Source organism: Bacillus sp. FS02 (assembly GCF_024398395.1).
Classification (GTDB): domain Bacteria; phylum Bacillota; class Bacilli; order Bacillales; family Bacillaceae; genus Bacillus; species Bacillus altitudinis.
Genome location: NZ_CP074101.1, coordinates 675,024 through 698,780 on the forward strand (window position 1 = coordinate 675,024; position 23,757 = coordinate 698,780).

26 protein-coding genes are annotated in these 23,757 nt (G+C 39.9%); 9 read left to right on the forward strand and 17 right to left on the reverse strand.

What is annotated here, in order from left to right; translation table 11 throughout:
• Nucleotides 1–60: 60 nt before the first annotated feature.
• The 10 genes from KFQ09_RS03460 to ggt form a co-directional block, all read right to left on the reverse strand.
• Complete coding sequence (locus KFQ09_RS03460) at nucleotides 61–1,092, reverse strand: alcohol dehydrogenase catalytic domain-containing protein (RefSeq protein ID WP_017367078.1); 1,032 nt, start codon at nucleotides 1,090–1,092, stop codon at nucleotides 61–63.
• A complete protein-coding gene (locus KFQ09_RS03465) occupies nucleotides 1,089–1,535 on the reverse strand; it encodes a hypothetical protein (protein WP_056704883.1) in 447 nt (148 codons plus the stop codon). Before KFQ09_RS03465 ends, KFQ09_RS03460 begins: the two co-directional genes overlap by 4 nt.
• Before the next feature lie 62 nt (nucleotides 1,536–1,597).
• Nucleotides 1,598–1,876 carry a PTS sugar transporter subunit IIB gene (locus tag KFQ09_RS03470; RefSeq protein ID WP_008346262.1) on the reverse strand — a complete coding sequence of 93 codons (279 nt, stop codon included), beginning with the start codon at nucleotides 1,874–1,876 and terminating at the stop codon, nucleotides 1,598–1,600.
• A gap of 19 nt (nucleotides 1,877–1,895) precedes the next feature.
• The gene (locus tag KFQ09_RS03475; protein WP_007498866.1) at nucleotides 1,896–3,269 is read right to left on the reverse strand and encodes a PTS galactitol transporter subunit IIC; all 1,374 of its coding nucleotides are present in this window, start codon (nucleotides 3,267–3,269) and stop codon (nucleotides 1,896–1,898) included.
• A 50-nt stretch (nucleotides 3,270–3,319) separates the two neighbouring features.
• The gene (locus KFQ09_RS03480) at nucleotides 3,320–3,787 is read right to left on the reverse strand and encodes a PTS sugar transporter subunit IIA (protein WP_017359150.1); all 468 of its coding nucleotides are present in this window, start codon (nucleotides 3,785–3,787) and stop codon (nucleotides 3,320–3,322) included.
• A 240-nt stretch (nucleotides 3,788–4,027) separates the two neighbouring features.
• Nucleotides 4,028–4,759: a sulfate/molybdate ABC transporter ATP-binding protein gene (locus tag KFQ09_RS03485; RefSeq protein WP_370648312.1), complete on the reverse strand. Its 732-nt coding sequence runs from the start codon at nucleotides 4,757–4,759 to the stop codon at nucleotides 4,028–4,030.
• 15 nt (nucleotides 4,760–4,774) lie between these two features.
• Complete coding sequence (cysW, locus tag KFQ09_RS03490) at nucleotides 4,775–5,644, reverse strand: sulfate ABC transporter permease subunit CysW (RefSeq protein ID WP_060832262.1); 870 nt, start codon at nucleotides 5,642–5,644, stop codon at nucleotides 4,775–4,777.
• On the reverse strand, nucleotides 5,645–6,493 hold the full coding sequence (gene cysT / locus KFQ09_RS03495) for a sulfate ABC transporter permease subunit CysT (RefSeq protein WP_046343333.1): 849 nt from the start codon (nucleotides 6,491–6,493) through the stop codon (nucleotides 5,645–5,647).
• Between the two features lie 12 nt (nucleotides 6,494–6,505).
• Nucleotides 6,506–7,519 carry a sulfate ABC transporter substrate-binding protein gene (locus KFQ09_RS03500; RefSeq protein ID WP_370648320.1) on the reverse strand — a complete coding sequence of 338 codons (1,014 nt, stop codon included), beginning with the start codon at nucleotides 7,517–7,519 and terminating at the stop codon, nucleotides 6,506–6,508.
• 280 nt (nucleotides 7,520–7,799) lie between these two features.
• Nucleotides 7,800–9,554 carry a gamma-glutamyltransferase gene (ggt, locus tag KFQ09_RS03505; RefSeq protein WP_255836024.1) on the reverse strand — a complete coding sequence of 585 codons (1,755 nt, stop codon included), beginning with the start codon at nucleotides 9,552–9,554 and terminating at the stop codon, nucleotides 7,800–7,802.
• A gap of 227 nt (nucleotides 9,555–9,781) precedes the next feature.
• On the opposite strand from ggt, the gene KFQ09_RS03510 reads away from it, so the two are divergent.
• The 6 genes from KFQ09_RS03510 (at nucleotide 9,782) to KFQ09_RS03535 (ending at nucleotide 13,371) form a co-directional block, all read left to right on the forward strand.
• A complete protein-coding gene (locus KFQ09_RS03510) occupies nucleotides 9,782–10,240 on the forward strand; it encodes an ASCH domain-containing protein (RefSeq protein WP_048001648.1) in 459 nt (152 codons plus the stop codon).
• A 206-nt stretch (nucleotides 10,241–10,446) separates the two neighbouring features.
• Nucleotides 10,447–11,064 carry a DUF47 domain-containing protein gene (locus KFQ09_RS03515; RefSeq protein ID WP_017359157.1) on the forward strand — a complete coding sequence of 206 codons (618 nt, stop codon included), beginning with the start codon at nucleotides 10,447–10,449 and terminating at the stop codon, nucleotides 11,062–11,064.
• Nucleotides 11,065–11,079: 15 nt separating this feature from the next.
• A complete protein-coding gene (locus KFQ09_RS03520) occupies nucleotides 11,080–12,078 on the forward strand; it encodes an inorganic phosphate transporter (protein WP_007498889.1) in 999 nt (332 codons plus the stop codon).
• A 146-nt stretch (nucleotides 12,079–12,224) separates the two neighbouring features.
• Nucleotides 12,225–12,995 carry a type II toxin-antitoxin system SpoIISA family toxin gene (locus KFQ09_RS03525; RefSeq protein WP_255836025.1) on the forward strand — a complete coding sequence of 257 codons (771 nt, stop codon included), beginning with the start codon at nucleotides 12,225–12,227 and terminating at the stop codon, nucleotides 12,993–12,995.
• Nucleotides 12,964–13,140, forward strand: a complete 177-nt coding sequence (locus KFQ09_RS03530; RefSeq protein WP_008346289.1) for a type II toxin-antitoxin system SpoIISB family antitoxin — start codon at nucleotides 12,964–12,966, stop codon at nucleotides 13,138–13,140. Before KFQ09_RS03525 ends, KFQ09_RS03530 begins: the two co-directional genes overlap by 32 nt.
• A 99-nt stretch (nucleotides 13,141–13,239) precedes the next feature.
• Nucleotides 13,240–13,371 (forward strand): hypothetical protein, encoded by a 132-nt coding sequence (locus KFQ09_RS03535; protein ID WP_255201815.1) that lies wholly within the window; start codon nucleotides 13,240–13,242, stop codon nucleotides 13,369–13,371.
• On the opposite strand, the gene KFQ09_RS03540 is transcribed toward KFQ09_RS03535, so the two are convergent.
• On the reverse strand, nucleotides 13,360–14,259 hold the full coding sequence (locus tag KFQ09_RS03540; RefSeq protein ID WP_060780983.1) for an N-acetylmuramoyl-L-alanine amidase: 900 nt from the start codon (nucleotides 14,257–14,259) through the stop codon (nucleotides 13,360–13,362). The genes KFQ09_RS03535 and KFQ09_RS03540 overlap by 12 nt on opposite strands.
• Before the next feature lie 304 nt (nucleotides 14,260–14,563).
• Here KFQ09_RS03540 and KFQ09_RS03545 point away from each other — a divergent pair, with 304 nt between their 5' ends.
• A complete protein-coding gene (locus KFQ09_RS03545) occupies nucleotides 14,564–15,148 on the forward strand; it encodes an ImmA/IrrE family metallo-endopeptidase (RefSeq protein WP_008346294.1) in 585 nt (194 codons plus the stop codon).
• On the opposite strand, the gene KFQ09_RS03550 is transcribed toward KFQ09_RS03545, so the two are convergent.
• Nucleotides 15,139–15,762: a poly-gamma-glutamate hydrolase family protein gene (locus tag KFQ09_RS03550; RefSeq protein WP_047945590.1), complete on the reverse strand. Its 624-nt coding sequence runs from the start codon at nucleotides 15,760–15,762 to the stop codon at nucleotides 15,139–15,141. The genes KFQ09_RS03545 and KFQ09_RS03550 overlap by 10 nt on opposite strands.
• Before the next feature lie 244 nt (nucleotides 15,763–16,006).
• Here KFQ09_RS03550 and KFQ09_RS03555 point away from each other — a divergent pair, with 244 nt between their 5' ends.
• Complete coding sequence (locus KFQ09_RS03555) at nucleotides 16,007–16,378, forward strand: DUF5412 domain-containing protein (protein WP_017359605.1); 372 nt, start codon at nucleotides 16,007–16,009, stop codon at nucleotides 16,376–16,378.
• Nucleotides 16,379–16,594: 216 nt separating this feature from the next.
• Here the strand turns inward: KFQ09_RS03555 and KFQ09_RS03560 are convergent, their stop codons facing one another.
• A complete protein-coding gene (locus KFQ09_RS03560) occupies nucleotides 16,595–17,419 on the reverse strand; it encodes a methyl-accepting chemotaxis protein (protein ID WP_255836026.1) in 825 nt (274 codons plus the stop codon).
• 221 nt (nucleotides 17,420–17,640) lie between these two features.
• Between KFQ09_RS03560 and KFQ09_RS03565 the strand changes: the two genes are divergently transcribed.
• Nucleotides 17,641–19,110 (forward strand): NAD(P)/FAD-dependent oxidoreductase, encoded by a 1,470-nt coding sequence (locus tag KFQ09_RS03565; RefSeq protein WP_008346304.1) that lies wholly within the window; start codon nucleotides 17,641–17,643, stop codon nucleotides 19,108–19,110.
• 27 nt (nucleotides 19,111–19,137) lie between these two features.
• Here KFQ09_RS03565 and hag (KFQ09_RS03570) read toward each other — a convergent pair whose 3' ends face one another.
• The 4 genes from hag (KFQ09_RS03570) to KFQ09_RS03585 all read right to left on the reverse strand — a co-directional run bounded on the left by hag (KFQ09_RS03570) (nucleotide 19,138) and on the right by KFQ09_RS03585 (nucleotide 23,597).
• Entirely contained in the window at nucleotides 19,138–19,959 is an 822-nt protein-coding gene (gene hag / locus KFQ09_RS03570) for a flagellin Hag (protein WP_008346306.1), read from the reverse strand.
• Between the two features lie 288 nt (nucleotides 19,960–20,247).
• Nucleotides 20,248–21,081 (reverse strand): flagellin Hag, encoded by an 834-nt coding sequence (gene hag, locus KFQ09_RS03575; protein WP_039168771.1) that lies wholly within the window; start codon nucleotides 21,079–21,081, stop codon nucleotides 20,248–20,250.
• A gap of 225 nt (nucleotides 21,082–21,306) precedes the next feature.
• Nucleotides 21,307–22,836, reverse strand: a complete 1,530-nt coding sequence (locus KFQ09_RS03580; RefSeq protein ID WP_129548242.1) for a Kelch repeat-containing protein — start codon at nucleotides 22,834–22,836, stop codon at nucleotides 21,307–21,309.
• A 146-nt stretch (nucleotides 22,837–22,982) separates the two neighbouring features.
• A complete protein-coding gene (locus KFQ09_RS03585) occupies nucleotides 22,983–23,597 on the reverse strand; it encodes a TetR/AcrR family transcriptional regulator (RefSeq protein ID WP_212356460.1) in 615 nt (204 codons plus the stop codon).
• Nucleotides 23,598–23,757: the final 160 nt, after the last annotated feature.

Below are 23,757 nucleotides of genomic sequence, written 5' to 3' on the forward strand. Positions count from 1 at the left end.
AAAAGAGAAAGGCAAAGCCCTTTTCCAAAGACCTTCTCTTTCTCTCCATCTCGTACATTCTCATTCATCTGGATACATCATGATTTTGACGCTTTCACCTTCTGGATGCCTAGCGCATTCTATCGCCTGACGAAGCTGACTTAATGGATATCGATGCGTCACCATTTTTTCTGTATGAACGACCTTTGCTTTTAAGAGCTCCAGCGCTTCACGATAATGGTATGGATGCGACGAATAAGCTCCGACTACTTTCACTTCATCATGGAAAAAACGTTCTGCTGGAATGGAGACATCCCCTTTCGGAAAGTGAGCAAAGACCAAAATCGTTCCGCCTCTTGCGACAGCTTGAAATGCTTCTTTTAAAAGCGCACTGCTCCCCACAGAAATAATGACAAGGTCCGCTCCCTTTCCATCTGTTTCTTTCATGACGCGGTTTTCTACTGGCTCAGATGCTGGATGAAAAGCGACGTCCGCCCCAAGATTTCTTGCTTGAAGGAGCCTGTTCTCATTTACGTCTGTGATCATCACTTTTCCAGCCAAATAATATTTGGCAAGCTGTAATTGAATGCAGCCAATTTGCCCCGCTCCAAGAATCAACACCGAATCTCCAGGATGAACGGGCGCCCTTTCAAAGCCGTGAAGACAGCAGGCAACCGGTTCGACCATCGCTCCTTGTTCATATGAGACGTCATGTGGGAGTTTGCCCATTGTATGCTTCACATGTAAAGCAGGAACACGAATATATTCCGAAAAACCGCCCGGCTCTACATTTGTGGCTGCAAATTGCGGGCACATTGTATAAAATCCTCTTTGACAAAAGTCACAAGTAAAACAAGGGACATGATGCGCTACATACACCCTGTCTCCCGTTTGAACATGTGTGACGTGACGGCCTGTTTCGATAATGTCACCAGCGATTTCATGCCCTAGCACTGTGCCAGGAGGTACCGTCTCATGTGTCGCTTTATAAATATCCGTCCCGCATAACCCGCAGGCACGCATTTTTAATAATACTTCATCATCACCAATGGCTGGCCGCTTCCGCTCCTCGTAACGAATGTCCTCTGAAGAATAAAAGACAGCTGATTTCATTTAGCCGCATCCTCCTTTTCATCACATGTCGCAAGACTCTGCAAGGATTGAACGAGCTGCTTGTACTCACTCATCTCACTTGAAATCCAGTAGCGTCCGCCAAATATTCGCGCAGGTCCCACTCTGACATATACTTTCCCGATATGAGGATATGGTTTTAAAAACAATTTTCCTTTAATATCGGACACGACATATGTGTGCCACCTGCCAAAAGCACCTATTTTCAGCTCATCTTCACTAATCATGATATTCGTTGGCTGATTCAGGCCAGTGATGCTAGAAAGCATAAGGATAGGCAGCGTATAGACACCTAACACAGCTAATGGCTCAGGTCCTGCCGACATCAACGTATAAAGAGACCAGAGAAAAAACACACATATTAACAAGGCCGGAAGGAAAATAGAAAACATGGCAGACGTTCGGCTATAAGCATGCTGCTGCATGAGAGCTCCTCCTTTCAAATGACATGGAAGGAGCTTTCGCAGCTCCTCCACGCAATCATCGTTCACTTAATATGATCGATAATTTTTTCAATATCCTCTTCAATGCCAAATCCCGTTAAAAAAGATAACGTTTGAATCACAGGCGTTCCTTTTGTATCACTAACAGGCGTTGTCGTCACAATTAAATCAGCACCCTCCGCTTTCTGCGGAACCTCAGATGCCTTACACTGTTCAACGATGACATCGTATCCTTTTTCCTTTAATGTCTCTTCTACCTTTTTTGCCACAACCGTTGACGTAGCAACTGCCGTTCCGCAAGATACTAATATTTTTTTTGCCATGAGAATCCCTCCAGCTCATTTATTGATCTTTCTGATCTAAGCCCATTTCTTTTGCATACTGCTTTTTAATATCATTTCGCACCCAGTACCAAAGAAGCGCATATGCCAGTGCACACACAATCGCTGCAATGAAGTAAGGATTGCTCGGATCAAGAAGTCTCACCATGATCCAAGGAATGACGTGAGAACCAAGATCGATACCAGAGATCATATTTGCCCCTTCTGGGAAGTCGAAACCAACTGCTTTCCCCATTGTGGTGGCGAGTGGTGCAAGGTTCGTTGCAATGAAGAAAACAATCATTAAAGTAAAAATACTGTTAATGAGGCCGCGAATAATATTCCCACGAGCGGCTGCTACTGCCCATACGACTGTAAATGGCAGAACCGATAAGTCTGCAAACGGCAGCATACCATTGTAAGGAAGGACGACAGCAAGCAAAATGGTGATTGGCACCATCAAAAGGGCTACAGCCATATTCGCTGGATGACCAATGACAATCGCTGTATCCAAACCAATATAGACATTTTTTCCAGGGAAACGCTTTTGAATATAAGAACGAGCACCCTCAGAGATTGGAATAAGTCCTTCCATTAATAAAGCAACCATTCTTGGCATTAACACAAGCACTGCAGCCATTTGAATTCCAAGAGTCATGACACCTTTTGCATCATAGCCGCCAAGAAGACCAATAATGATACCAAGTATAAGACCCATCACAAGCGGTTCACCAAAGATGCCAAAACGTTTTTTCAAAGTTTCTGGATCCGCATGAATTTTGTTTAAACCAGGGATTTTATCAATCACGCGGTTTGACGCATACATGAGCGGAGCGAAGTTGACCGTTTCAGCATGAGCCATCGATACGCCTTTTAATCCGAAATGGTGTTCAATCGTCGGTGCCGTCCAATCGGCGAGTTTTAGTGTAATCGCAGAAACGATTAAACCAACGGCAAGAGCTAAGAACATATTATGATAAGCGTAGTAAGTAACAGAAGCAGCGAAAATCAAATGCCAGAAATTCCAAATATCCACATTCAATGTTTTCGTAAAGTTAACAGACAGCAAAATGACATTTAACAAGAGCACAAGAGGAATCATCAAAGGGGCAACAGGTGTACCAAATGAAATAGCGGCTCCAATCGGCCAGCCGACATCTAAAATATCAAGCTTTAATCCAAGAGAATTGACCATGGCTTTGGCTGCTGGTCCAAGACCGCTTACGAGTAAATTAATGACAAGATTGACCCCGACAAATCCAATTCCGATCGTAATACCTGCACGGAAGGATTTTTTAAATCCTTGCCTTAAAATCATACCGAATAACGTCATAATAATTGGGAGCATAATTGTTGGCCCTAAGTCTAAGATGAAATCGACGGCTTGCTTGATCATACATCCACCTCCTGATTTTAAATAAAGCGCTTACATTATGTCGTGAATAACTATTGGTTTAATTCTTTTTGAAGTACATCAACGGCTTCTTCATACGATGTCATCTGAGATAAACTTGTCATTACTTCTTCTTTTCTGAAAAGCGTCATCAGTTTCTCTAACATCACGAGCTGCTTACTAGGTTCAGAGATTGCAAGAACGAACACAATTTTGGCTTGAACTGTCTCATGAGGGCTTCCCATCTTATGAAAAATAACAGGTTCCTTTAATGTCGCTACACTGATTGCCGGTTTGTTTACATGTTCAGGATCTGTATGGGGAATGGCTACCCCAAAGGTCGCAAGAGGAAGACCGGTCGGATATGTTTTTTCTCTTTCAAGCACTGCTGGTAAAAAGCTCGATTTAATATACCCTCCAGTTTCTAACCTTTCTGCTAAATAGGCAGTCACCTCCTCACTTGAAGATGCTTCGTATTGCAGCTCAATCAGCTGTTGATCTAACTCAAACAAGCTGTTCAAACAACCACCCCTTTCATTTGGTATAAATATGAACACATGTAACAAAAAGAATGAACATTTTAAAATAGAACCTTTTGTAAAGCGCTTACAAATAGATGTTTTATAAAATGTTCAATACTGTTACCTTTGTAAAGATATTATAATATTCGAAATTATAAGTCAATGTTCCTAGGAAAATTTTTATAAAAAAAGATGCAGCTTTTTGCCGCATCTCTTTCATTACATCACATCAACTTCTTGTTAAATATGGCTTCCTATATCTAAAAATTCAGCTACAAAAAGGTTGTCTGTCTGCTCTGTCATTTCTTTTTTTGTGCCGATTTTTTCGATTCTGCCCTCATTCATCACCACAACACGATCAGCGATATCAAACGCTTCTTCTTGATCATGCGTCACAAAGATTGTCGTCATTTGAAATTCTTGATGAACTTTTTTCAGCCAATGTCTTAATTCTTTTCTCACCTTTGAATCTAGTGCACCAAAAGGTTCATCTAAGAGAAGAGCTTTCGGTTTAACGGCTAGAGCACGTGCGAGTGCTACACGTTGCTTTTGTCCACCTGACAGCTGCTCTGGATAACGATGTTCATACTGCGTTAATTGAACGACTTTCAGCAACTCATGCACCCGCTCTTTGATGTCTTTTTTAGGCAGCCTTTCTCCTCTAGGTTTCATCTTCAATCCAAAAGCCACATTATCAAATACCGTCATATTTCGAAAAAGCGCATATTGCTGAAAGACAAAACCAATTTGCCGTTTTCGCACTGGAATGTGAGTATAATCCTGTTCTCCAAATAAGATCTGCCCTGTATTCGCATCATCAAGCCCTGCAATAATTCTTAATAAAGTCGTCTTACCTGATCCAGATGGTCCTAGTAAGGATATTAATTCCCCATTTCCGATCGTCAAATCCACGTTTTGCAAAACCTTCGTCTGCCCAAATTGCTTTGATATTTGTTTCGCTGTAATCCCCAAGGATGATCCCTCCATTTATTTTGAACGCTTGCCAAGCCTGTGATCTCTCTGCTGAATGATCTGCTTGATGATTAATGTGATGACCGCAACAAACGCCATGAGAGAGGCCACGGCAAAAGCCGCTTGGAATTGATACTCGTTGTATAGAATTTCTATATGAAGTGGCATCGTATTCGTCATTCCGCGGATATGACCTGATACAACCGACACTGCACCAAATTCACCAATTGCCCTAGCCCCTGCTAAAATGGCGCCGTAAAAAAGGGCCCATTTTATATTTGGAAGTGTCACAAGGAAAAAGGTCTGCCACCCACTGGCACCAAGCGTAAGCGATGCTTCTTCCTCATGAATGCCTTCATTTTGCATAAACGGAATTAACTCTCTCGCAACAAAAGGAAATGTCACAAAGATAGTCGCAAGAATCATCCCCGGTACAGAGTAAATCACTTTCCATCCATTTGCTAAAAGCCACGGTCCTAAAAGTCCATTTGAACCAAATAAAAGTACAAATACAAGTCCTGCAATGACAGGTGACACCGCAAACGGAAGATCAATGACAGTCGTTAACAAACGTTTTCCCGGGAAATGAAATTTTGTGATGACCCAAGCAGCACTGACCCCAAAAATCATTTGAAGCGGCAATGTGATCATCACAATGAAAACAGTCAATTTAATTGCCGCAATCGTGTCTGGATGTGAGATGGAAAGAAGATAAGAACTCCATCCTTTCTCAAAAGCCTTTGAAAACACAGCAATCAACGGCATAAGTAAAAACAAAATCAAAAAAGCATACACCACACCAATCAACATACGCTTCACCGCTTTTGATTCCGTCACAGGACTCCTGTACTTGATGCGGTGCTCTTTAAGAAGCTCCCTTTCCAATCATCTCACCTCACTTCCACTTGTTTTTCGCTCGACAAACCATTGCAATCCGTGAATCAATAACAAAATGACAAATGATAAGAGCAGCATGAAACAGGCAATGGCTGCGGCACCTTGATAATCATACTGTTCAAGCTTAGACATGATCATCAGTGGTGTAATCTCTGTTTTAAACGGAATATTTCCCGCTATAAACACAACGGAGCCATATTCACCGAGTGCTCTTGCAAATGCAAGAGAAAATCCAGTCATTACCGCTGGAAACAAGGCAGGCAGCAGTACATGAAAAAAGGTCTGTTTTCTTGTAGCACCAAGTATAGCTGCGGCCTCTTCCACTTCCTGCTCAAGCCCCTCAATGACCGGTTGAACCGTTCTTATGACAAATGGAATGCCAATAAAAATCAGTGCCAAAATAATCCCGAGCGGGGTGTAAGCCACCTTCACATGCAAAAATTGCCCAATCCACCCATTCGGAGAATAAAGAGTCGTCAAAGCGATGCCAGCCACTGCCGTTGGAAGAGCAAACGGCAAATCGATGAGGGCATCCAGGATGTTCTTTCCTGGAAACGAGTACCGCGTGAGAACCCATGCGATCAGTACACCGAAACCTGCATTGATGAGTGCAGCTGCAAAAGAAGTCGTAACTGTAAGCTGCAGCGATTTTAGCACCCGCGCATCACTAAAGACATTCCAAATTCCTTCTGCTCCTAATGAAGCCGTCCAAATAAATACCATAGATAAAGGAATCACGACAATCGCACTGACATAAACAAGTGTCACTCCGAGACTCAGCCCGAATCCAGGCAATACACGTTTTCTTTTATTGGCGGCAGTATAGCCTTTCTTCATCACGTCGCCCCCCTATTTTTGTCCGCTATATATTTGATCAAATAATCCGCCATCATCAAAAAATCTTTTCTGCGCCTTTCGCCATCCGCCAAATGCCTGATCAATGGTCACCATATCAATCTCTTTAAATTGATCTTTATATTTGTTTAGCACTTCTTGATTTCTTGGTCGATAATAGTTTTTCGCCGCAATTTCCTGTCCTTTTTTAGAATACAAATAATCTAAATAAGCCATTGCCACTTTCTCTGTTCCTTTTCGTTTCACATTTTGGTCGACAACGGCAACGGGCGGCTCTGCTAAAATACTAATGGAGGGACTGACAATCTCAAATTTGTCTTTGCCTAATTCATGCAGTGTTAAATAGGCTTCATTTTCCCAAGCAATTAACACGTCACCAAGACCGCGCTCGACAAAAGTTGTTGTGGCGCCACGAGCACCTGAATCGAGTACTTCGACATGCTCATATAACTTTTTCACAAAATCCTTCGTTTTTTCTTCATCCCCATGAAAGGTTTTATCGGCATATGCCCATGCGGCTAAATAATTCCATCTTGCACCGCCTGACGTTTTTGGATTTGGTGTGATGATGGATACACCTGGCTGAAGCAAGTCATCCCAGTCTTTAATATTTTTGGGGTTTCCTTTCTTCACAAGAAACACAATCGTAGACGTATAAGGTGTGGACTGATTTGGAAATTCTTTTTGCCAATCCTTTGAAAGTAGCCCTCGATCTGCAATGGCATCAATGTCGTACCCAAGAGCAAGTGTAGCCACGTCTGCTTCGAGTCCATCAATAATCGATCTCCCCTGCTTACCTGATCCTCCATGAGACTGCTGTATCGTCACATCTTCACCGGTTTTGTCTTTCCAATAAATCTGAAAGGCTTGATTGTATTCCTGATACAATTCACGTGTAGGATCGTATGACACATTCAACAGCTCAATCTTTCCCTTTTGATTTGAGGCTTCATTCGCATTTGAGCATGCAGCACTTGTGATGATGAAAAGTGTCATCGCAATAGACATCCATATCCTTTTTTTCATGTTATCCGCTCCCTTTCACATTGAATAGTGACACCAACCTTGCCGTTTTCAGTTCTATACGCAAAAAAGGCCCTCAGCGATTGAAGTACAAAAAAGTCCTGTACGTCAATGCCAAGAGCCTTCGGTTGTCCGATCAGCTATGTATGATTGATGTTAGTCTATATATTATTCAAACTATTCACAGGTGTCAACTGTGTTTTTATTTTAATGAAAACTAAAAAGAAACGCCTTCTTGATGAGGCGCTTCTTTTCCCGGGAAATGCTATTGATCTGCAGCTACCTTTAGATTGACACCAACAGCAGTTCCATTTCTCGTTGAATCAGCTACTCCAGTGAATGTCCCTGCTTTTCGATCAATCAGTAAAGCTTGCACATTCCCTATATCAATAGGGGAACTGCCAAACTGGTGACCCATATCATTTAACTTTGTTCTTACATCTAGAGGGACACCTACTTCATAACGATACGAAGTTAAGCTGTTTGTGTAGATTCTTGGCTCTTCTACCGCATCCTGAAGCTCCATGTCATATTCAAGTAAATTGAGAATCGTCTGTGAAACAGAAGCAATGATCGTCGTTCCACCAGGAGACCCAACAGTCATGACAGGCTCTCCATCTTTAAAAATGATCGTCGGGGTCATACTTGATAATGGACGTTTATTGGGCTGGACTTCATTTGCCCCGCCAGGTCTTGCATCAAAATCAGTCAGTTCATTATTTAAGAAAAATCCATACTCTGGAACAAGAATCCCTGTACCAAATAATTGTTCAATGGTTGTTGTAAATGAAACAACATTTCCCCACTGATCTGCAACAGTGAAATGGGTCGTCTCACCGATGGTTTTATCTTCTGGCTGAGGAACAATTGGGGATGGATTTTTCTCATCCTCATATGCCCAAGGATCTCCTTCTTTCGGGCTGCGATTCATTTTATCTAATTGAATGAGAGAGGCTCTTTCTGAAATGTAATCATCGTCTAGTAGTCCTTTTAGTGGAACATCTACGAATTCGGGGTCGCCGGCATATGCGGCTCTGTCAGCATAGGAGAGGTGCATTGTTTCAGCAAGCAGCTGATATTTTTCGAATGATTTGGGGTCATACTGAGACAGGTTAAAATGGTCAAGTATTTTGAGAATTTGTAGCATAAACACCCCGCCTGAGCTTGGTGGAGGCATGCTTGCAAGCTGATATCCTTTATAGTCTCCCCAGATTGGCTTGTCAGTCTTGACTTCATAACGTTTGATATCTTTTGAAGTCATCGTCCCGCCAAAATCTTGAACTGTATTTGCAAGTGCCTTTGCTACTTTTCCTTCATAAAACGCTTTGCTTCCTTTTTTCGCAATAAGTTTAAATGTTTTTGCAAGACCTGACTGGACAAGCAGATCTCCTTCTTCGAGCGGCTGATCATTTGGAAGAAAAATTGGCGCTGCGGCCGTTTTTTTCAATTTTGCTTGATGATCATCAATCGCTTTTGCCAAGACAGAATCAATTTCAAAACCATCTTCTGCAAGTTGAATGGAGGGCTCAATCAATTCCTTCATAGAACGAGTACCCCACTTATCTAATGCAGCTTCAAGACCTTTTACAGTCCCTGGAACACCTACCGCATTTCCATGTGTAGATCGCTCAGCAAACGGAATCACTTTTCCATCATCTGTTAAAAACATGTCAGGTGTTGCGCCCTGTGGTGCTCGCTCTCTGCTATTGATGATGGATGTTTCCTTTGTCTTCCCATCATAAACCATCATAAATCCGCCGCCGCCAATTCCAGACATCATTGGCTCTGTTACATTAAGTGCGTACTGAATGGCAACAGCAGCATCCACTGCGTTCCCACCTTTTTTCAATACGTCAGCACCAATCTCCGATGCAAGCGGATGTGCAGTAGCCACCATCCCATCTTTGCCAACAGCTACTTTATTCCCATGAGTTTCGTTTGCAGTGACTTGGCTGACCGGCAGAAAAAACGAGAAAACAAACAGACATATGGACAAAACAGTTAGAGAAATGCGTTTCATGAACAACACCCCTTCCATATTCTTACTTTGACCTTACCGACTTCTTGACCAGAATACAATAGATTATTCTAAAATTTCAAAATTTTTCATTCTATCATCCTATATCTGCCAAACAAAACACATGTTTTCAAAACATATGACATGCACAGTTCGTAGTAATAAAGACATACGATTTCCAAGTTTGAAACTTCACGATATAATAAACTCATAACAAAGGGGGAAAAAGGATGAACCACAAAAGCACTTTATTTTGGGAATCTTATTGGGAAGAAAAATCAGGAAAAACTCCTGATCACGCCTCTGTTTCTGCTTGGGCATTTGGCGCAGATCCAGATCACTTGCTTGACCTTGTACAACAAGGAAAAAAAACAGCCACTTGTTCTGGATACCTTTTTTACGAAAAAGAACAAGAGCCGCTTCCAAAACCCGGTCAATATGCGGTCATTTTGGACAGCAGGGAGGAACCAAAAGCCATCATAGAGATCACACAAGTAGATATCATGCCAATGAATGAGGTTCCTGAATCATTTGCAAAAGCAGAAGGTGAAGGCGATCTTTCATATGACTATTGGTACAAAGAACATGAAGAATTTTTCACAGAAGCCCTGAAGCCGTACGGATTAACATTTAAGGAAGATATGCTTCTTGTTTGTGAGCGGTTTAAGCTTGTTTATTCAGCTTCTTAACGTTTAAGCGGTGCCAAAAATGGTCCGCTTTTTTGCTTTCTTTTCCCCTTTCTGAAAAAGGTGAGTTGAGATCACATCTTTAGGTCAGAATAAGATCAAATAGAAAAAGTGAAGAAATTTTCGACTACACCTGTTTTTTTTCGACAAAAGAATATATAATTATTTGATGTGTGCATTGTCTCATTTATACAATGGAGGGTTTTTACATGTTAAAAAGGAAAAAAGACAAGTTTTCCGTCTTGTTAACGGAAATTGCTAAAAATTTAGATGAAACTGCTGAGTATTTTGTTAGCTATAAAGTAACAAATCAAACCACTCTGAAAGAATTTTCTGACACATTGAAGGAATATGAGACAAAAGGTGATAATCATGTTCATACCATGATTAAAGAGCTGAACAAAGCCTTTATTACACCGATTGAACGTGAAGACATTCTTCAATTGACGAATAGCCTCGACGATGTTTTAGACGGAATTGAGCATTTTTCAGCAACTTTAGAAATTTATTCAATTACAAGCTCTGACGAACATATCGACAAATTCAGCCACTACATCAGAGAATGTGCGAAAGAAATTTTAACGACTATTGAATTACTGGCTGATAATCGCTTGAAAGATATTCATCCGCACGCAATCAAAATTAAAGAGATTGAGCATAATTGTGACAATCTTCACCGCAAATCACTAAAGAACTTGTTTGGAAAAGAAACAGATCCAATTAAGGTCATTCAATACAAAGAAATTTACGAAACACTTGAAGAAATCGCAGATTCCTGTCAAAGTGTTGCCAACAATCTAGAAACAATCATTATGAAGAATGCGTAACGGGGTTAGTTAAACATGGATACATTACTCATCCTTACCATACTTATTGTCATTTGTGCACTTGCTTTTGATTTCATTAACGGATTCCACGATACAGCAAATGCCATTGCTACTTCTGTTTCAACAAAGGCGTTAAAGCCTAGACATGCTATTATTATGGCAGCGTTTATGAACTTCTTAGGAGCAATGACATTTACAGGTGTGGCAAAGTCCATTACAAAAGACATCGCAGATCCTTTTACACTTCAAAACGGATCTGTCGTCATTTTGGCTGCTTTAATTGCAGCGATAACTTGGAACTTGCTTACTTGGTATTACGGGATTCCGAGTAGTTCTTCACACGCACTGATCGGATCAATTGCAGGAGCTGTTATTGCCTCTGCTGGTTTTGGCGCTTTAAACTATTCGGGATTCATTAAAATCATTCAAGCACTTTTGTTTTCACCTATCCTGGCTTTTGTTTTGGGATATATCGTGTATACCATTATCAAAATTGTATTCCGAAACAACAATCTCGCAAAAACAAATAAACAATTCCGACGTGTTCAAATTTTAACAGCTGCACTGCAATCGTATACTCACGGAACAAACGATGCGCAAAAAGCGATGGGAATTATTACGATGGCTTTAATTGCAGGTAATTTGCATACAACAGATGACATTCCTTTCTGGGTACAATTCTCTTGTGCGCTTGCAATGGGACTAGGTACGTCTATCGGCGGCTGGAAGATTATTAAAACAGTCGGCGGTAAAATCATGAAGATTCGTCCAGTAAACGGAGTATCTGCAGACTTAACGGGTGCAGCTATTATCTTCGGTGCGACATTTATTCACTTACCGGTTAGTACCACTCACGTGATCTCATCTTCTATTCTAGGTGTAGGTTCTGCACATAGAGTAAAAGGAGTCAACTGGGGTACGGCAAAACGTATGCTTGTCACTTGGGTGATCACATTACCGATTTCGGGAACTCTAGGGGCACTTATATACTTTGTGTTAAATGCGATTCTCTAATATCAAAGACCTGTCTAACAGGTCTTTTTTTATTTGTTTGCATGCTCAAATGCTCTTTTTCTGCAAGCCATTTTTTCATGAAGCAGGGTTTCCAATCATATCCATAGAAATAAATAAGTATCCATCTGTCTATGGGAGAGAAGAACATGCTATTATTTTTTCAATTGACTGTTTGGTTATTGCTAGGAGCTCTTGCTGTATATGTATTTTCGGTATGGCGCTTTGAACAAAAAGTAAAAGAAAAGATGTTTGCAATTCGTAAAACGTGGTATTGGATTTATGTAGCGGGTGCTGTTGTGTACTGGACAAATGACCCTGCTTCAATCTTCACCGATTGGATGCACTACCTGATTATTGCTGTTTTTTTCGCATTAACTGATGCCTTTATTTTCCTCAGCTCCTATATTAAAAAACTCGGAAATCATGAACTTGAAACCGACACCCATCAACTCCTAGAACAAAATAACGACCTGCTTCATTCTTACCTCAATAAACTAAAAACGTACCAATACCTATTGAAAAACGAACCGATCCATGTATATTATGGAAGTATAGAAGCATATATAGAGGGAATCGAACGACTGATCTATTCTTTTGCAGAAAAAATGAATATTCAAGCAGTTCTTTGTCCTTATGATACGCAGGAGCAAAAAAATGACCTGCTGCGGACACTTGATCAGAGAGCGCTTATTCAAGCAAAGCTTGACAGGCAGGAAGTGTATTACGATGATTTCGGCAAATTGGTTCTCATCCCGTTTTCAGTAGCGGATGCACACTTTGTGATTAAGCTGACCTCTGAGGATATTGTCACTGAATTCGACTATTTATTAATGACTTCACTTACAACGATTTATGACCTAATCTTGCCTGACGAAGAGGAAGGTGATGAAGATGGAACACGCACTTCAAGGGGATAATAACAATCGCAAGAAAAACCCATTTAAGATTTTAAAGAAAAAGCGCCATATTAGTATGGCTGATTACAAAGTAAGTCCCCATACGGAGCGTATTTTTAAAAAGAATGAACAGCTCCTAGATGAGTATAAAAATAAAAAAGCTTGATTACACTAAAGGACGCGGAACTTCATCCGCGTCCTACTTCCGTTTTCACATCTACTTGCATACAATAAAACCAACTGCTGCAACGATTGAGGTGCCAATATGAAAAAGAAACTTAAACAATTGAGGTATGTTCAGTTTGCTGAATTTAAGCCATCCCCTTATATCTGCCGATTACATGAAAAAAGTGAAGCCGTCATTCAAGCGGCCAAAAAGAAAGACTCACTGATTTAATAGTTGAAGCAACTTCACTTTTGTTTTAGGACCGTATACCCCATCACTTGTTAGACCATTCATCAGTTGAAATCGCGCGACGGCATTGGCTGTTTTTTCTCCATAAACGCCATCAATGCCCTTATCTACGGCTGTTTTGTCAGGATAAAAATACACAGCAGCAAGCGCTTTTTGGACGAGACGTACATGCTCCCCCTTTGTCAGAGGTGATGTCACCTTTAACACCCCATCCGGCAGTTCATAACTGAGCTTTTCTTCTGCATGATAAATTTTGAGAACTTGTCCAACTCGAATCATGTTCGGGTCACTAATCTGATTCCATGTCTGTAAATCACTCACTGTGACACCATGGGCTTTAGCAATACTCGTTAGCGTATCCCCGCTTTTCACCACATATGTGATCACCGTTTCCGGATCACCTGCAGTCTCAATTCCTCTTTTAAATTCATCCCATGTAGCTAGCAGCAGACGTGGACATGTTTTTCCTGACCAATGCTGATGCGTCACCACATTTGCTAATGGAATGCCATGTTCTTTTAAAAGCTTTTGAATAAGCCACTGGGCATGTTTGACAGCTTGTTGAAAGTTTCCATCCTCATTTTCACAAATTTCAATGCCAATCGATTTTCGGTTGCCATCTCCATGCCCATCCCCAGCATGCCACCCATTTTCATTTAAAGGGAGATGCTGAAAAATTTCCTTGTCATCCACTGTGAAGTGCCAGCTTACCTCTGTTGTTGAGCGTTTGACATATGCCGCATGACTTTTTGCGTCAGCTCCCTTAGATGTATTGGCTGTGTTATGCACAGTTACATAAAGCGGCATCATAGCATATCCTGGCCGATTTCCGTTTCCAACTGGAATAAAATCTTGATAAATTTGTACCATGTTTTGCACTCCTTTTTGTTAAATTGATGTTTGACCTTGTTCATCAATCGGTGGCAAACGTAAGACAAATTTGTTTGTTTTCGTCATAAGACTATGGTAAAATTTGAATTCAATCGCCGTTTTATCTTTGTAAAAAATAGAACAAAAAAACAGGAAAAACTTCCAATTTTCTTTGATTTTATGTTAAAATTGTTAAAAATAAGCCGATATAAAAAGTAAGCGATAGCTTTATTAGCCATTTAGTCCTATATGGACTTTTCTTTTACGGCAAAAATAGAACATACGTTTGTATGGAGGTTTTGACATGACTTATTTTTTAACCCATTTAGAAGAAGATATTAAACGGTTATACACTCAACTGCAAATAAGCGGTCCTGCCTATGTAGACATGCATAGGATCGCAGCTGAATTTCATGTATGGGTACACTACGAGGATACTGGCAGCATGATGATCAAACATCAAGGTCTTTACAGTATTATTTTAAACAGAGCCTTATCGTCAGAAGAACAGTGGCAGGATTTCGCCCACGAGCTTTGTCATGTGCTGAAGCATACAGGCAACCACTTTAACATGCACAAGCTCTTTCGAGAACTGCAAGAGTTTCAAGCAAAACAATTCATGTATCACTTTTGTGTTCCGACTTTTATGCTGCTGCAAATGACGCTCCCAAACCTTAGGCAGCAAGCCATTTTGCATATTGCTCAAACATTTCATGTCACTCGGGCTTTTGCTGAAAAACGGCTTGCTCTATTTGAACAGCGAAGAGCCGGCATTCAATTTCAAAAAGAATTCACTTCTTATTTAATGAGAGCAGGCAAGGTCGCAGAAAATGAAGCTGCGTATCAAACAAAAGCGTCTGCACACGTGACGTCAGAAGTTTATTCATAAAGGCTTAACACTTGTTTCAGTACATTTGTGTATTGATAAAATTGTTCGGTTTGTGTATCACGCCTACGGCTCCGCCTAAAGTCTTGAAAGAAAGCTCTTCTCTGAGCTTGGCTAATTTCAATTTGAACACTTTTTCCTGTGAGGCATTGATTATTAATATTTTGAGGATGTGTTCCAGCAAATTGATCCGATTCAGATAAAAGTAAGGCATGGAAGCCATTTTGTGTGAGACACTTCACTGTTTCAGCAGCTTTTTCCCTGTCGGTACCGCCAACTAAAGTTTGTAGGACATCTGTTTCTCCATAGCCGTGGAGTGCAAACGTATAATGATGTGTATGCACTTGAGAAAGACAAATCGGCTCATCAAAACGTGTGCTCGTAATATGAAGAACATGATTGCCTTTCACTTTAAGGCCCTCGAATAAATACATAGAATAATCGGTTGCTACTTCATGGACCAGCTCGCTCACACCAGATTCAATTCCGCCCGCATGAGGTGACAGGACGAGAAGCTGATCCCCTTTCCGCTGATGAAGAATCTGATAGTCGATCCCTTTTCTTTCATGAGCGGAAAGCTCTTCATAATTTTGATACGTATCTATGATTTGATTCATTCCATCTGCCCCATTTCTCTATATGAGCATAAGTCTACTGATCGCAAATTCTTTTGTAAAGTGTTTTCGATTCACCAGTGTGATCTGAATGCATCCTTAAATTTTCCTTATCTTTACGGGCTAACTGTTGAATGTTGAGAAAAAATGACCGATAATTGAAATGAATAGAACTTTTGAACTATATGAATCTTTTTGTAATCTCTCTCATATATTAGAATATTGCGATCTACACCTGGAGGAATTCATGTTTAAAAAGAAAACCACCATCATCCTTGCCATCTTATGTCTTAGCTTCGCCGGAATTATTTACTGGAAATGCTTCTCTCTTCAAGGCGTGTCTCACGGAACATTCATCCGCTCGATATCATCACCTGATGGAACCTATACCATTAACACGTATCGACATAGCGGAGGAAAGCTAAAAGAGAATGCGGTCAGAGCAGAAATTGAAAACAAACTCACCCATCACAAGAAAACAATCTACTGGAAGTACCCTGATAAAGATCCTCTGATCAAATGGGAAAATGCACAGCTCGTTCAAATTGGACATGAGTTTTTAAATGTGGTCAAAGGTGAAACATACGATTATCGCTTTGATCAGAAAAACAGAAAATAACGAGCCAACAAAAAAACGAACCCTTTCTGGATTCGTTTTTTACGTTAACATCGCCTTTTGCATAAATTCTTTCATTTCTTTACTAACCATCGTCAACCTATCTACAATTTCACTAAACTCCGTCACTAATAAAGCTTGTTCTGAAGATGACCCTTTCATATGGCCCATACTCTCAAGTAACGTATGTATATTAGAGGAAATCCCTTGCTTCGTTTTTTACGTTGACATCACCTTTTGCATAAATTCTTTCATTTCTTTGCTAACTGTCGTCAACCTGTCTACAATTTCACTAAACTCCGTCACAAGTTGGGCTTGTTCTGAAGATGACCCTTTCATATGGCCCATACTCTCAAGTAATGTATGTATATTAGAGGAAATCCCTTGCAATGAGCTTTCTATATTTTCCGTTGCACGTGAGGTTTCGCTTGAGAGCTTTTGAACCTCGCTCGCTACCACACTAAAACCCGCTCCCTCTTTCCCTGCCCTGGCCGCTTCAATTGAAGCATTCAATCCTAGCAAACTCGTTTGTTTAGAGATACCTTTGATCATTTTAGTAATATCTGAAGTTTTTTTCGAGCTTTCAAGTGTTTGCTGTGTTTGGAATGTCATTTCCTCACTTGTCGCAGAGAGCTCTTCTGAATGAGCCGCCACCACATGTACTTTTTCTTGAATACTTTGAATGATGTCGTTCAATGACTCCATATACGCCTCGAGTTCTATTTGATTTTTAAGCGGAAAACCTAAAGCGATTGCACCAATGACTTGATGATTTTCATCGAAAATCGGCAATCCCATTGCATTTAAAGGCGTCCCATACACCGATTCAGGTACGAATGTACTTGATGTTTCTCCTCTAAGCGCATTTTTCATATTCTGATCATCTGGTTTAATGGGATTTCCTGTCCGTATTTGAAAATCCACATCTTTTGATGGCAAATACAACAAGAATTTTTCTCGATCAATGACACCCATCGTCACTTCATCTTTTAAAATCTTCATCATATAAGGTGCTGCGGTTACAATACTCTGTAGTATATCCATTCTCTCTACCCCCTTAATATATTTATCGGTCATTCCTCTTAAATTTGATCATTATTTTTTAAAAATAATGATCAAGATTGAAGTTTTTTTCATATTTACGAGTAAAAAGTATGCCAATTCCTTTCTATATTCAAAAAAACAAGAATTTGCTATACTTAGAAAATCAACATATGATGAAATGGTCATGTAACCATTTTATATATTCACTGGAGGCGCATGTTGTGACACAACCCATGAAGTATGAGCGGGCGATCGTCATCGGAGGCGGAATAACGGGAATGCTCGCTGCAAAGGTTTTATCAAGTTTTTACCTTGAAGTATTGATTATTGAAAAGGACGAATTGCCAGACTCTCCTGAGAATCGTCTTGGCACGCCTCAAGCTTTTCATCCACATAGAATGCTGCCACTAGGCAAACAAATAGTGGAACGTCTATTTCCTGGTTATACAAAAGAATTACTCGAAATGGGCGGGTACAACACATGGCATCAGACATCTCGATTTTTGACAAAAGATGGCGAGTTAGTACTCACGGATACTGAAGAAACAGCTGTCACACGACGTGCCATGCTAGAGTGGGTGCTGATGCAAAGAATGTTACGTGAGGAACGTGTTCAATTTTTAGAAAAACATGAAGCGATCGCTCTTCTTTTTGAAGAAGAAACGACTAAAGTGAGTGGATTACAGGTCAAAGATCGGAGGATAAAGCCTGGAATCATCAACAAAATGAGTGCGGACATAGTCATTGATACGTCTGGAAGAATGTCTAAATTGCCAAAATGGCTGAAAAGCGCAGGGCGAACCTTGCCGCAGACAGATGAGCTAATCGTGTCTCTTGGCTATAGCACAAGATACTACCAAATACCACCTGAGGCACCGAATCTGGAACCAATGGTCATCGTTGGACAGCCAAAGAAGAAAATTCCAACAGGACTGTTTGAACGAGTAGATCATGATTTAGTAGCGGTTCTTCTCTCAGCAGCTGGCGGTTCTCATTATCCAACAACAGACGCTGATCAGTTTGATGCAGAGACCGCTAGGCTGACCAATCCCTCGATAGCAGAAGCCATCACTCATTTAATTCCCTATACGAAACCAAAAGGATTTAGAGTTCCGGCTTGTGTCAGAAACCACTATGAACAAATGGAAGATTGGCCAAGCGGCTTATTGGTCATGGGTGATGCCTTATGCACATTAGATCCAATACATGGTCAGGGAATGACAAAGGCAGCTCTTGAGGCACAGACACTTGAGCGTATGCTCAAACAAGCACAAGAAAATGAGCTTATTTCTTTCGAACGACATACCTTACAACAAATGCAGCACGCCAATGAACTTGGCTGGTGGCTTTGTGCAATTGCGGATATGGCATGGGAAGGCGTCGAGTTAAAAGGAACCCCCATTCCCCATCTGACATTTGTACAAGAATTTTTCAATTATTATGTACAATATGCCGTTCAAACAAAACAAACTAAATACCTTGAGGCATATCATCGTATGCATTCATTCTTAATGGAACCGAGAAACATCATCAACCTAGAGCAGCTGCAAGACATGATTCAAGCTGACTCCACTGGTGATGTCAGCCACTGGTGGCAGAGGTGGGATCAAAAGAATGATGAATTAAATCGAGCTTTCTTTTACGAAGCTGTTCCTGACTTTCAATTACATCTGTTGCTAAAATCAACATAAAAAAAGCCCCTCAACGGGGGCTTTTAATTAACGTAATAATTGAAGTACGTTTTGTGGCTGTTGGTTCGCTTGTGCAAGCATTGCTTGAGACGCTTGAGAAAGAATGTTGTTCTTAGTGAACTCACTCATTTCTTTCGCCATATCAACGTCACGAATACGAGACTCAGCAGCTGTTAAGTTTTCAGCAGAAGCACCAAGGTTGTTAATAGTGTGCTCTAGACGGTTTTGGACCGCACCAAGTGATGAACGTTGTTTAGATACAGCGCCGATTGCCGCATCAATTTTTTCAATTTCAGTATCGAAATTGAAGCCATCAACACTTACATCAATATCTTTAACTGTTAATGTTTCTGCATCCATTTTACCAATTTCAACAATAATATGTTGTTCCTTGTTCGCACCAATTTGGAATTGGAATCCGTCTGTAACATCTCCATTTAAAAGGTTCTTTCCGTTAAATGCTGTGCGGCTTGAGATACCATCAATCTCTTCAACAAGTGCTTTAATCTCATCTTGAATCGCCGTTAAATCCTCAGTCTGCTGTGTACCTACGTTACCCGCTTGAACTGTCAACTCACGCATACGTTGAAGAATCGCATGTGTTTCAGTTAATGCACCTTCAGCTGTTTGAATAAGGGAAATACCATCTTGTGCGTTTTTAGACGCCATTTCTAACCCCCGGATTTGTCCACGCATTTTTTCAGAAATCGCAAGACCTGCTGCGTCATCTCCTGCACGGTTGATACGAAGACCAGAAGAAAGCTTCTCCATGTTCTTTTGCCCTGCTCCATTATTTGCAGACAAACGGTTCAGTGTGTTAAGTGCTGCGATATTGTGGTTAATTCTCATATTAAATGACCTCCATGTGTTTGAACCAATTAGACATCCATGTCCAAAAGTTCTAAATTAGAATTTTTTTGTAAGCCTTACAATCCATTTATCGAACTTTAATGGAATATGTTTAACAAAAAAGGAATAAATAAGGAAAAAGTCTTATTCATTATGATTGTTTCGCTAGAGTATGCCAAATTTAAAGGTCATTTTTCATGATTTATCAGAGGGATTTAAGAATCATAATTAAGGAGAAAAAACGAAGAAAAAACGGCATTAAAAAAAGCCCCATCAAGGGGCCTTTCATTAACGTAGTAATTGAAGTACGTTTTGTGGCTGTTGGTTCGCTTGTGCAAGCATAGCTTGAGACGCTTGAGAAAGAATGTTGTTCTTAGTGAACTCACTCATTTCTTTCGCCATATCAACGTCACGGATACGAGACTCAGCAGCTGTTAAGTTTTCACCAGAAGCACCAAGGTTGTTGATTGTGTGCTCTAGACGGTTTTGGACTGCTCCAAGTTTAGAACGTTGTGCAGAAACAGCTGTAATTGCTTCATCAATTCCATCAAGTTGATTATCAAAAGATGTAGTAGCAAAATCAGTTACATCAATAGCACTAATTGCTACAGTAGTTCCTAAATCAGCGGATTTCATGCTGTCAATTGTGATTCCTAAAGACTGACCTTTGTTAGCACCGATTTGGAAAGTAAATGTTCCTCCAGTACCATCTAATAACTTTTTACCATTAAATTGAGTACGGTCACCAATTCCATCGATTTCTTCGATAAGCGCATCCATTTCCTCTTTAATAGCAGTTAAATCTTCAGTTTGTTGAGTACCTGTGTTACCTGCTTGAACAGTTAGTTCACGCATACGTTGAAGGATTGCATGAGTTTCAGTTAATGCACCTTCAGCTGTTTGGATAAGAGAGATACCGTCTTGTGCGTTTTTAGAAGCCATTTCTAATCCGCGGATTTGTCCACGCATTTTTTCAGAGATTGCAAGACCTGCTGCGTCATCTCCTGCACGGTTGATTTTAAGACCAGAAGAAAGTTTCTCCATGTTCTTTTGGCTCGCACCGTTGTTTGCAGACAAACGGTTTAATGTGTTAAGTGCTGCGATATTGTGGTTAATTCTCATTTCCTATTACCTCCATGTATGTGGGACCTGACAGACGTCCTTGTCTGAAAAAAGTCCTTTATTCTAGGGCTTATCAACCCTGACAATTCTATTATCGGACGTGGTTATGGGATGTTTAGCAGATTTTTAAAAAAATATCTTATTTTTTTATGATGTTCATCCTAATTTTAACAATAATACAAAATATAAAAAGCTGCTAATCTATTATCAGCAGCTTTCATTTTATCAATATTGCTTGATATCAAACATTAAAATATTTTGGTACACCACGTAATCCTTCTTACTTGTGAAAGGTCCTTTATTGTGTTCATCATTGATCTCATAAAAATTCATTCCGATTCCAAAGCTTCTTTCTTTATACCAATTAAGAAAATCGTTGATTTCTTTCATTGAGAGCAGGTAATCCTTTTGTAACCCATTGATCATGGTAATAGAAAGTATACCTTTCGCAGTTTCTTCGCCTGGTTTTGTTCCATCTTGGTCTTTCGGCTCTTCTGTTGTATCATCACCTGGCTTTGTTCCATCCTGATCTTTCGGTTCTTCTGTTGTTCCATCACCTGGCTTTGTTCCATCCTGATCTTTCGGTTCTTCTGTTGTTCCATCACCTGGCTTTGTTCCATCCTGATCTTTCGGTTCTTCTGTTGTATCATCACCTGGCTTTGTTCCGTCCTGATCTTTCGGTTCTTCTGTTGTTCCATCACCTGGCTTTGTTTCATCCTGATCCGTTGACACTTTTTGCAGATCTTTTAATGGAATAGAGATAACAGATTTAAAATTGTTTTTGACAGAATGACTACCAATTGATTCAGCATAGTCTCTTCCACCAATAACATATAATTGATCATCAGCAATAACTGCCACAGATCCAACTCTACCTTCAGGGATTTCATATAAAGAATCTTTAACTTGACTAGTTTTTGGATCAAATATTTGAACTTGTTTTAATAATTTGCTAGATCTATCTCCAATTTGCTGTCCACCAATGATAAATAGTTTATGATTATATGTCGCAAATGCAGCTTCATAGGCAAAAGAATTTAATTGAACATCCTTTAAGCGTTGCCACTTCCCTAGCGACCTATCATATTCTAAAATGTCTTTATCTTTCCCTCGGCTAACATTAGCCTCACCACCAGCAATATATATTTTCCCATTTATTTCTGAAATACTTCTACCTTGGTGATTCACTAATAGGGAACTATCTAAAGATTCCCACTCTCCACTTACCGTATCATAAGAATAAAAATTTTCTTGATAGGATGATAAAGAGGATACGATATAAATCTTTTCTCCAACTGTAACAGCTCGTAAGGCACCTGTTGTATAGGATTTATATATAAATTTATCAGGCATCTTAATTGATTCTTCTGTCCATTGGTCAAGTTCTGTATCATAAACATCCATAGTTCTATGAACTGTTTTAGTCGTTTCATAGAGACCGCCAATGACATAGATTTTTTTATCTACTGTCGCATAAGCAGCACCTGTTCTTGACCTTGGCATAGCTGATTTTTCTGTCCACGAATCAGTTTTAGGATCATACATATATGTTGAATCATTGAACTTAGACTGCTGGCTAGCTCCACCGAATACATATATTTTTCCGTCAACTACACCTACACTTGCTCCGATACGTTCTTCCGGTAAGTCCGCTCGCTTCGTCCAACCATTTGTCTCAGCTGCATGAGCATTTAACGGATGAATTGTGACCATCATAAAAATGGCTAAAAACACTAAAAATAATCCTTTTTTCATCTTTTCTTTCCTCCATCTCTTAAATTCCCCTCCTTTTATCGACATATTTGTAATAAAATTTAATTTTTATCATTGTGCCCCATCGTAAATTCAGGATGCACTTATTTCTATTAATATCATTCAACATATATCAAATTTATCTGACATCACCTTTTCATAATCACTTCTTCGTCTTTCAACTGAATCATAAGTGAGGACTGAATATATAATAAATTGATAATACGGCGTGCCATTTCTGAGGGAGATGCATTATAGTCATTTCTGATCCATTCAATGATAAAACCGAAAATGCCGTATGAACGATATTGGACAAAATAACTGTCGTTGATTTCTGTATACTGATCACTCACAAACGACATTCTATTTTGGAAAATATATTGTATTTTCTTAAGCAATTTTTCTTGTATGTGGGGAATTCGGTCTTCCATCACTAATAAATCATAATAGTCGCGATTTTCAACGATATATTGAAATACATCGGTGCCCTCTGGTTTCATGCGAGTTAAATCCAACAGTGGATTTTCACGAGTCGGCTTACAAAATTCATATTCGAAATTGACCATTTCCCGGTGAATAACATCTGCTGCTAATTCATCTTTACTTTCATAATGCACATAAAATGTCGTCCGATTATAGTTTGCCTTTTCCACAATATCCTTCACTTTTACGTGCGAATATCCTTTTTCTTTTACTAGTATTTTGAATGTTTGACGAAGTGTTTCTTTTGTTCGCTCAATACGACGATCCTCTTTTTTGATCATGGGGCCCCTCCTTTAGACACTTTTTAAAAAATGTTGATTAGAGATACATAAATTCATTTGTGTTGAAAACCTATACAAAAAAGATTTTTTGCTGATTGAAACGGAAAATCTTTCGTCCTACAATCAACTTAGTCATAAAGAAATGAATTTTTTGTGACAT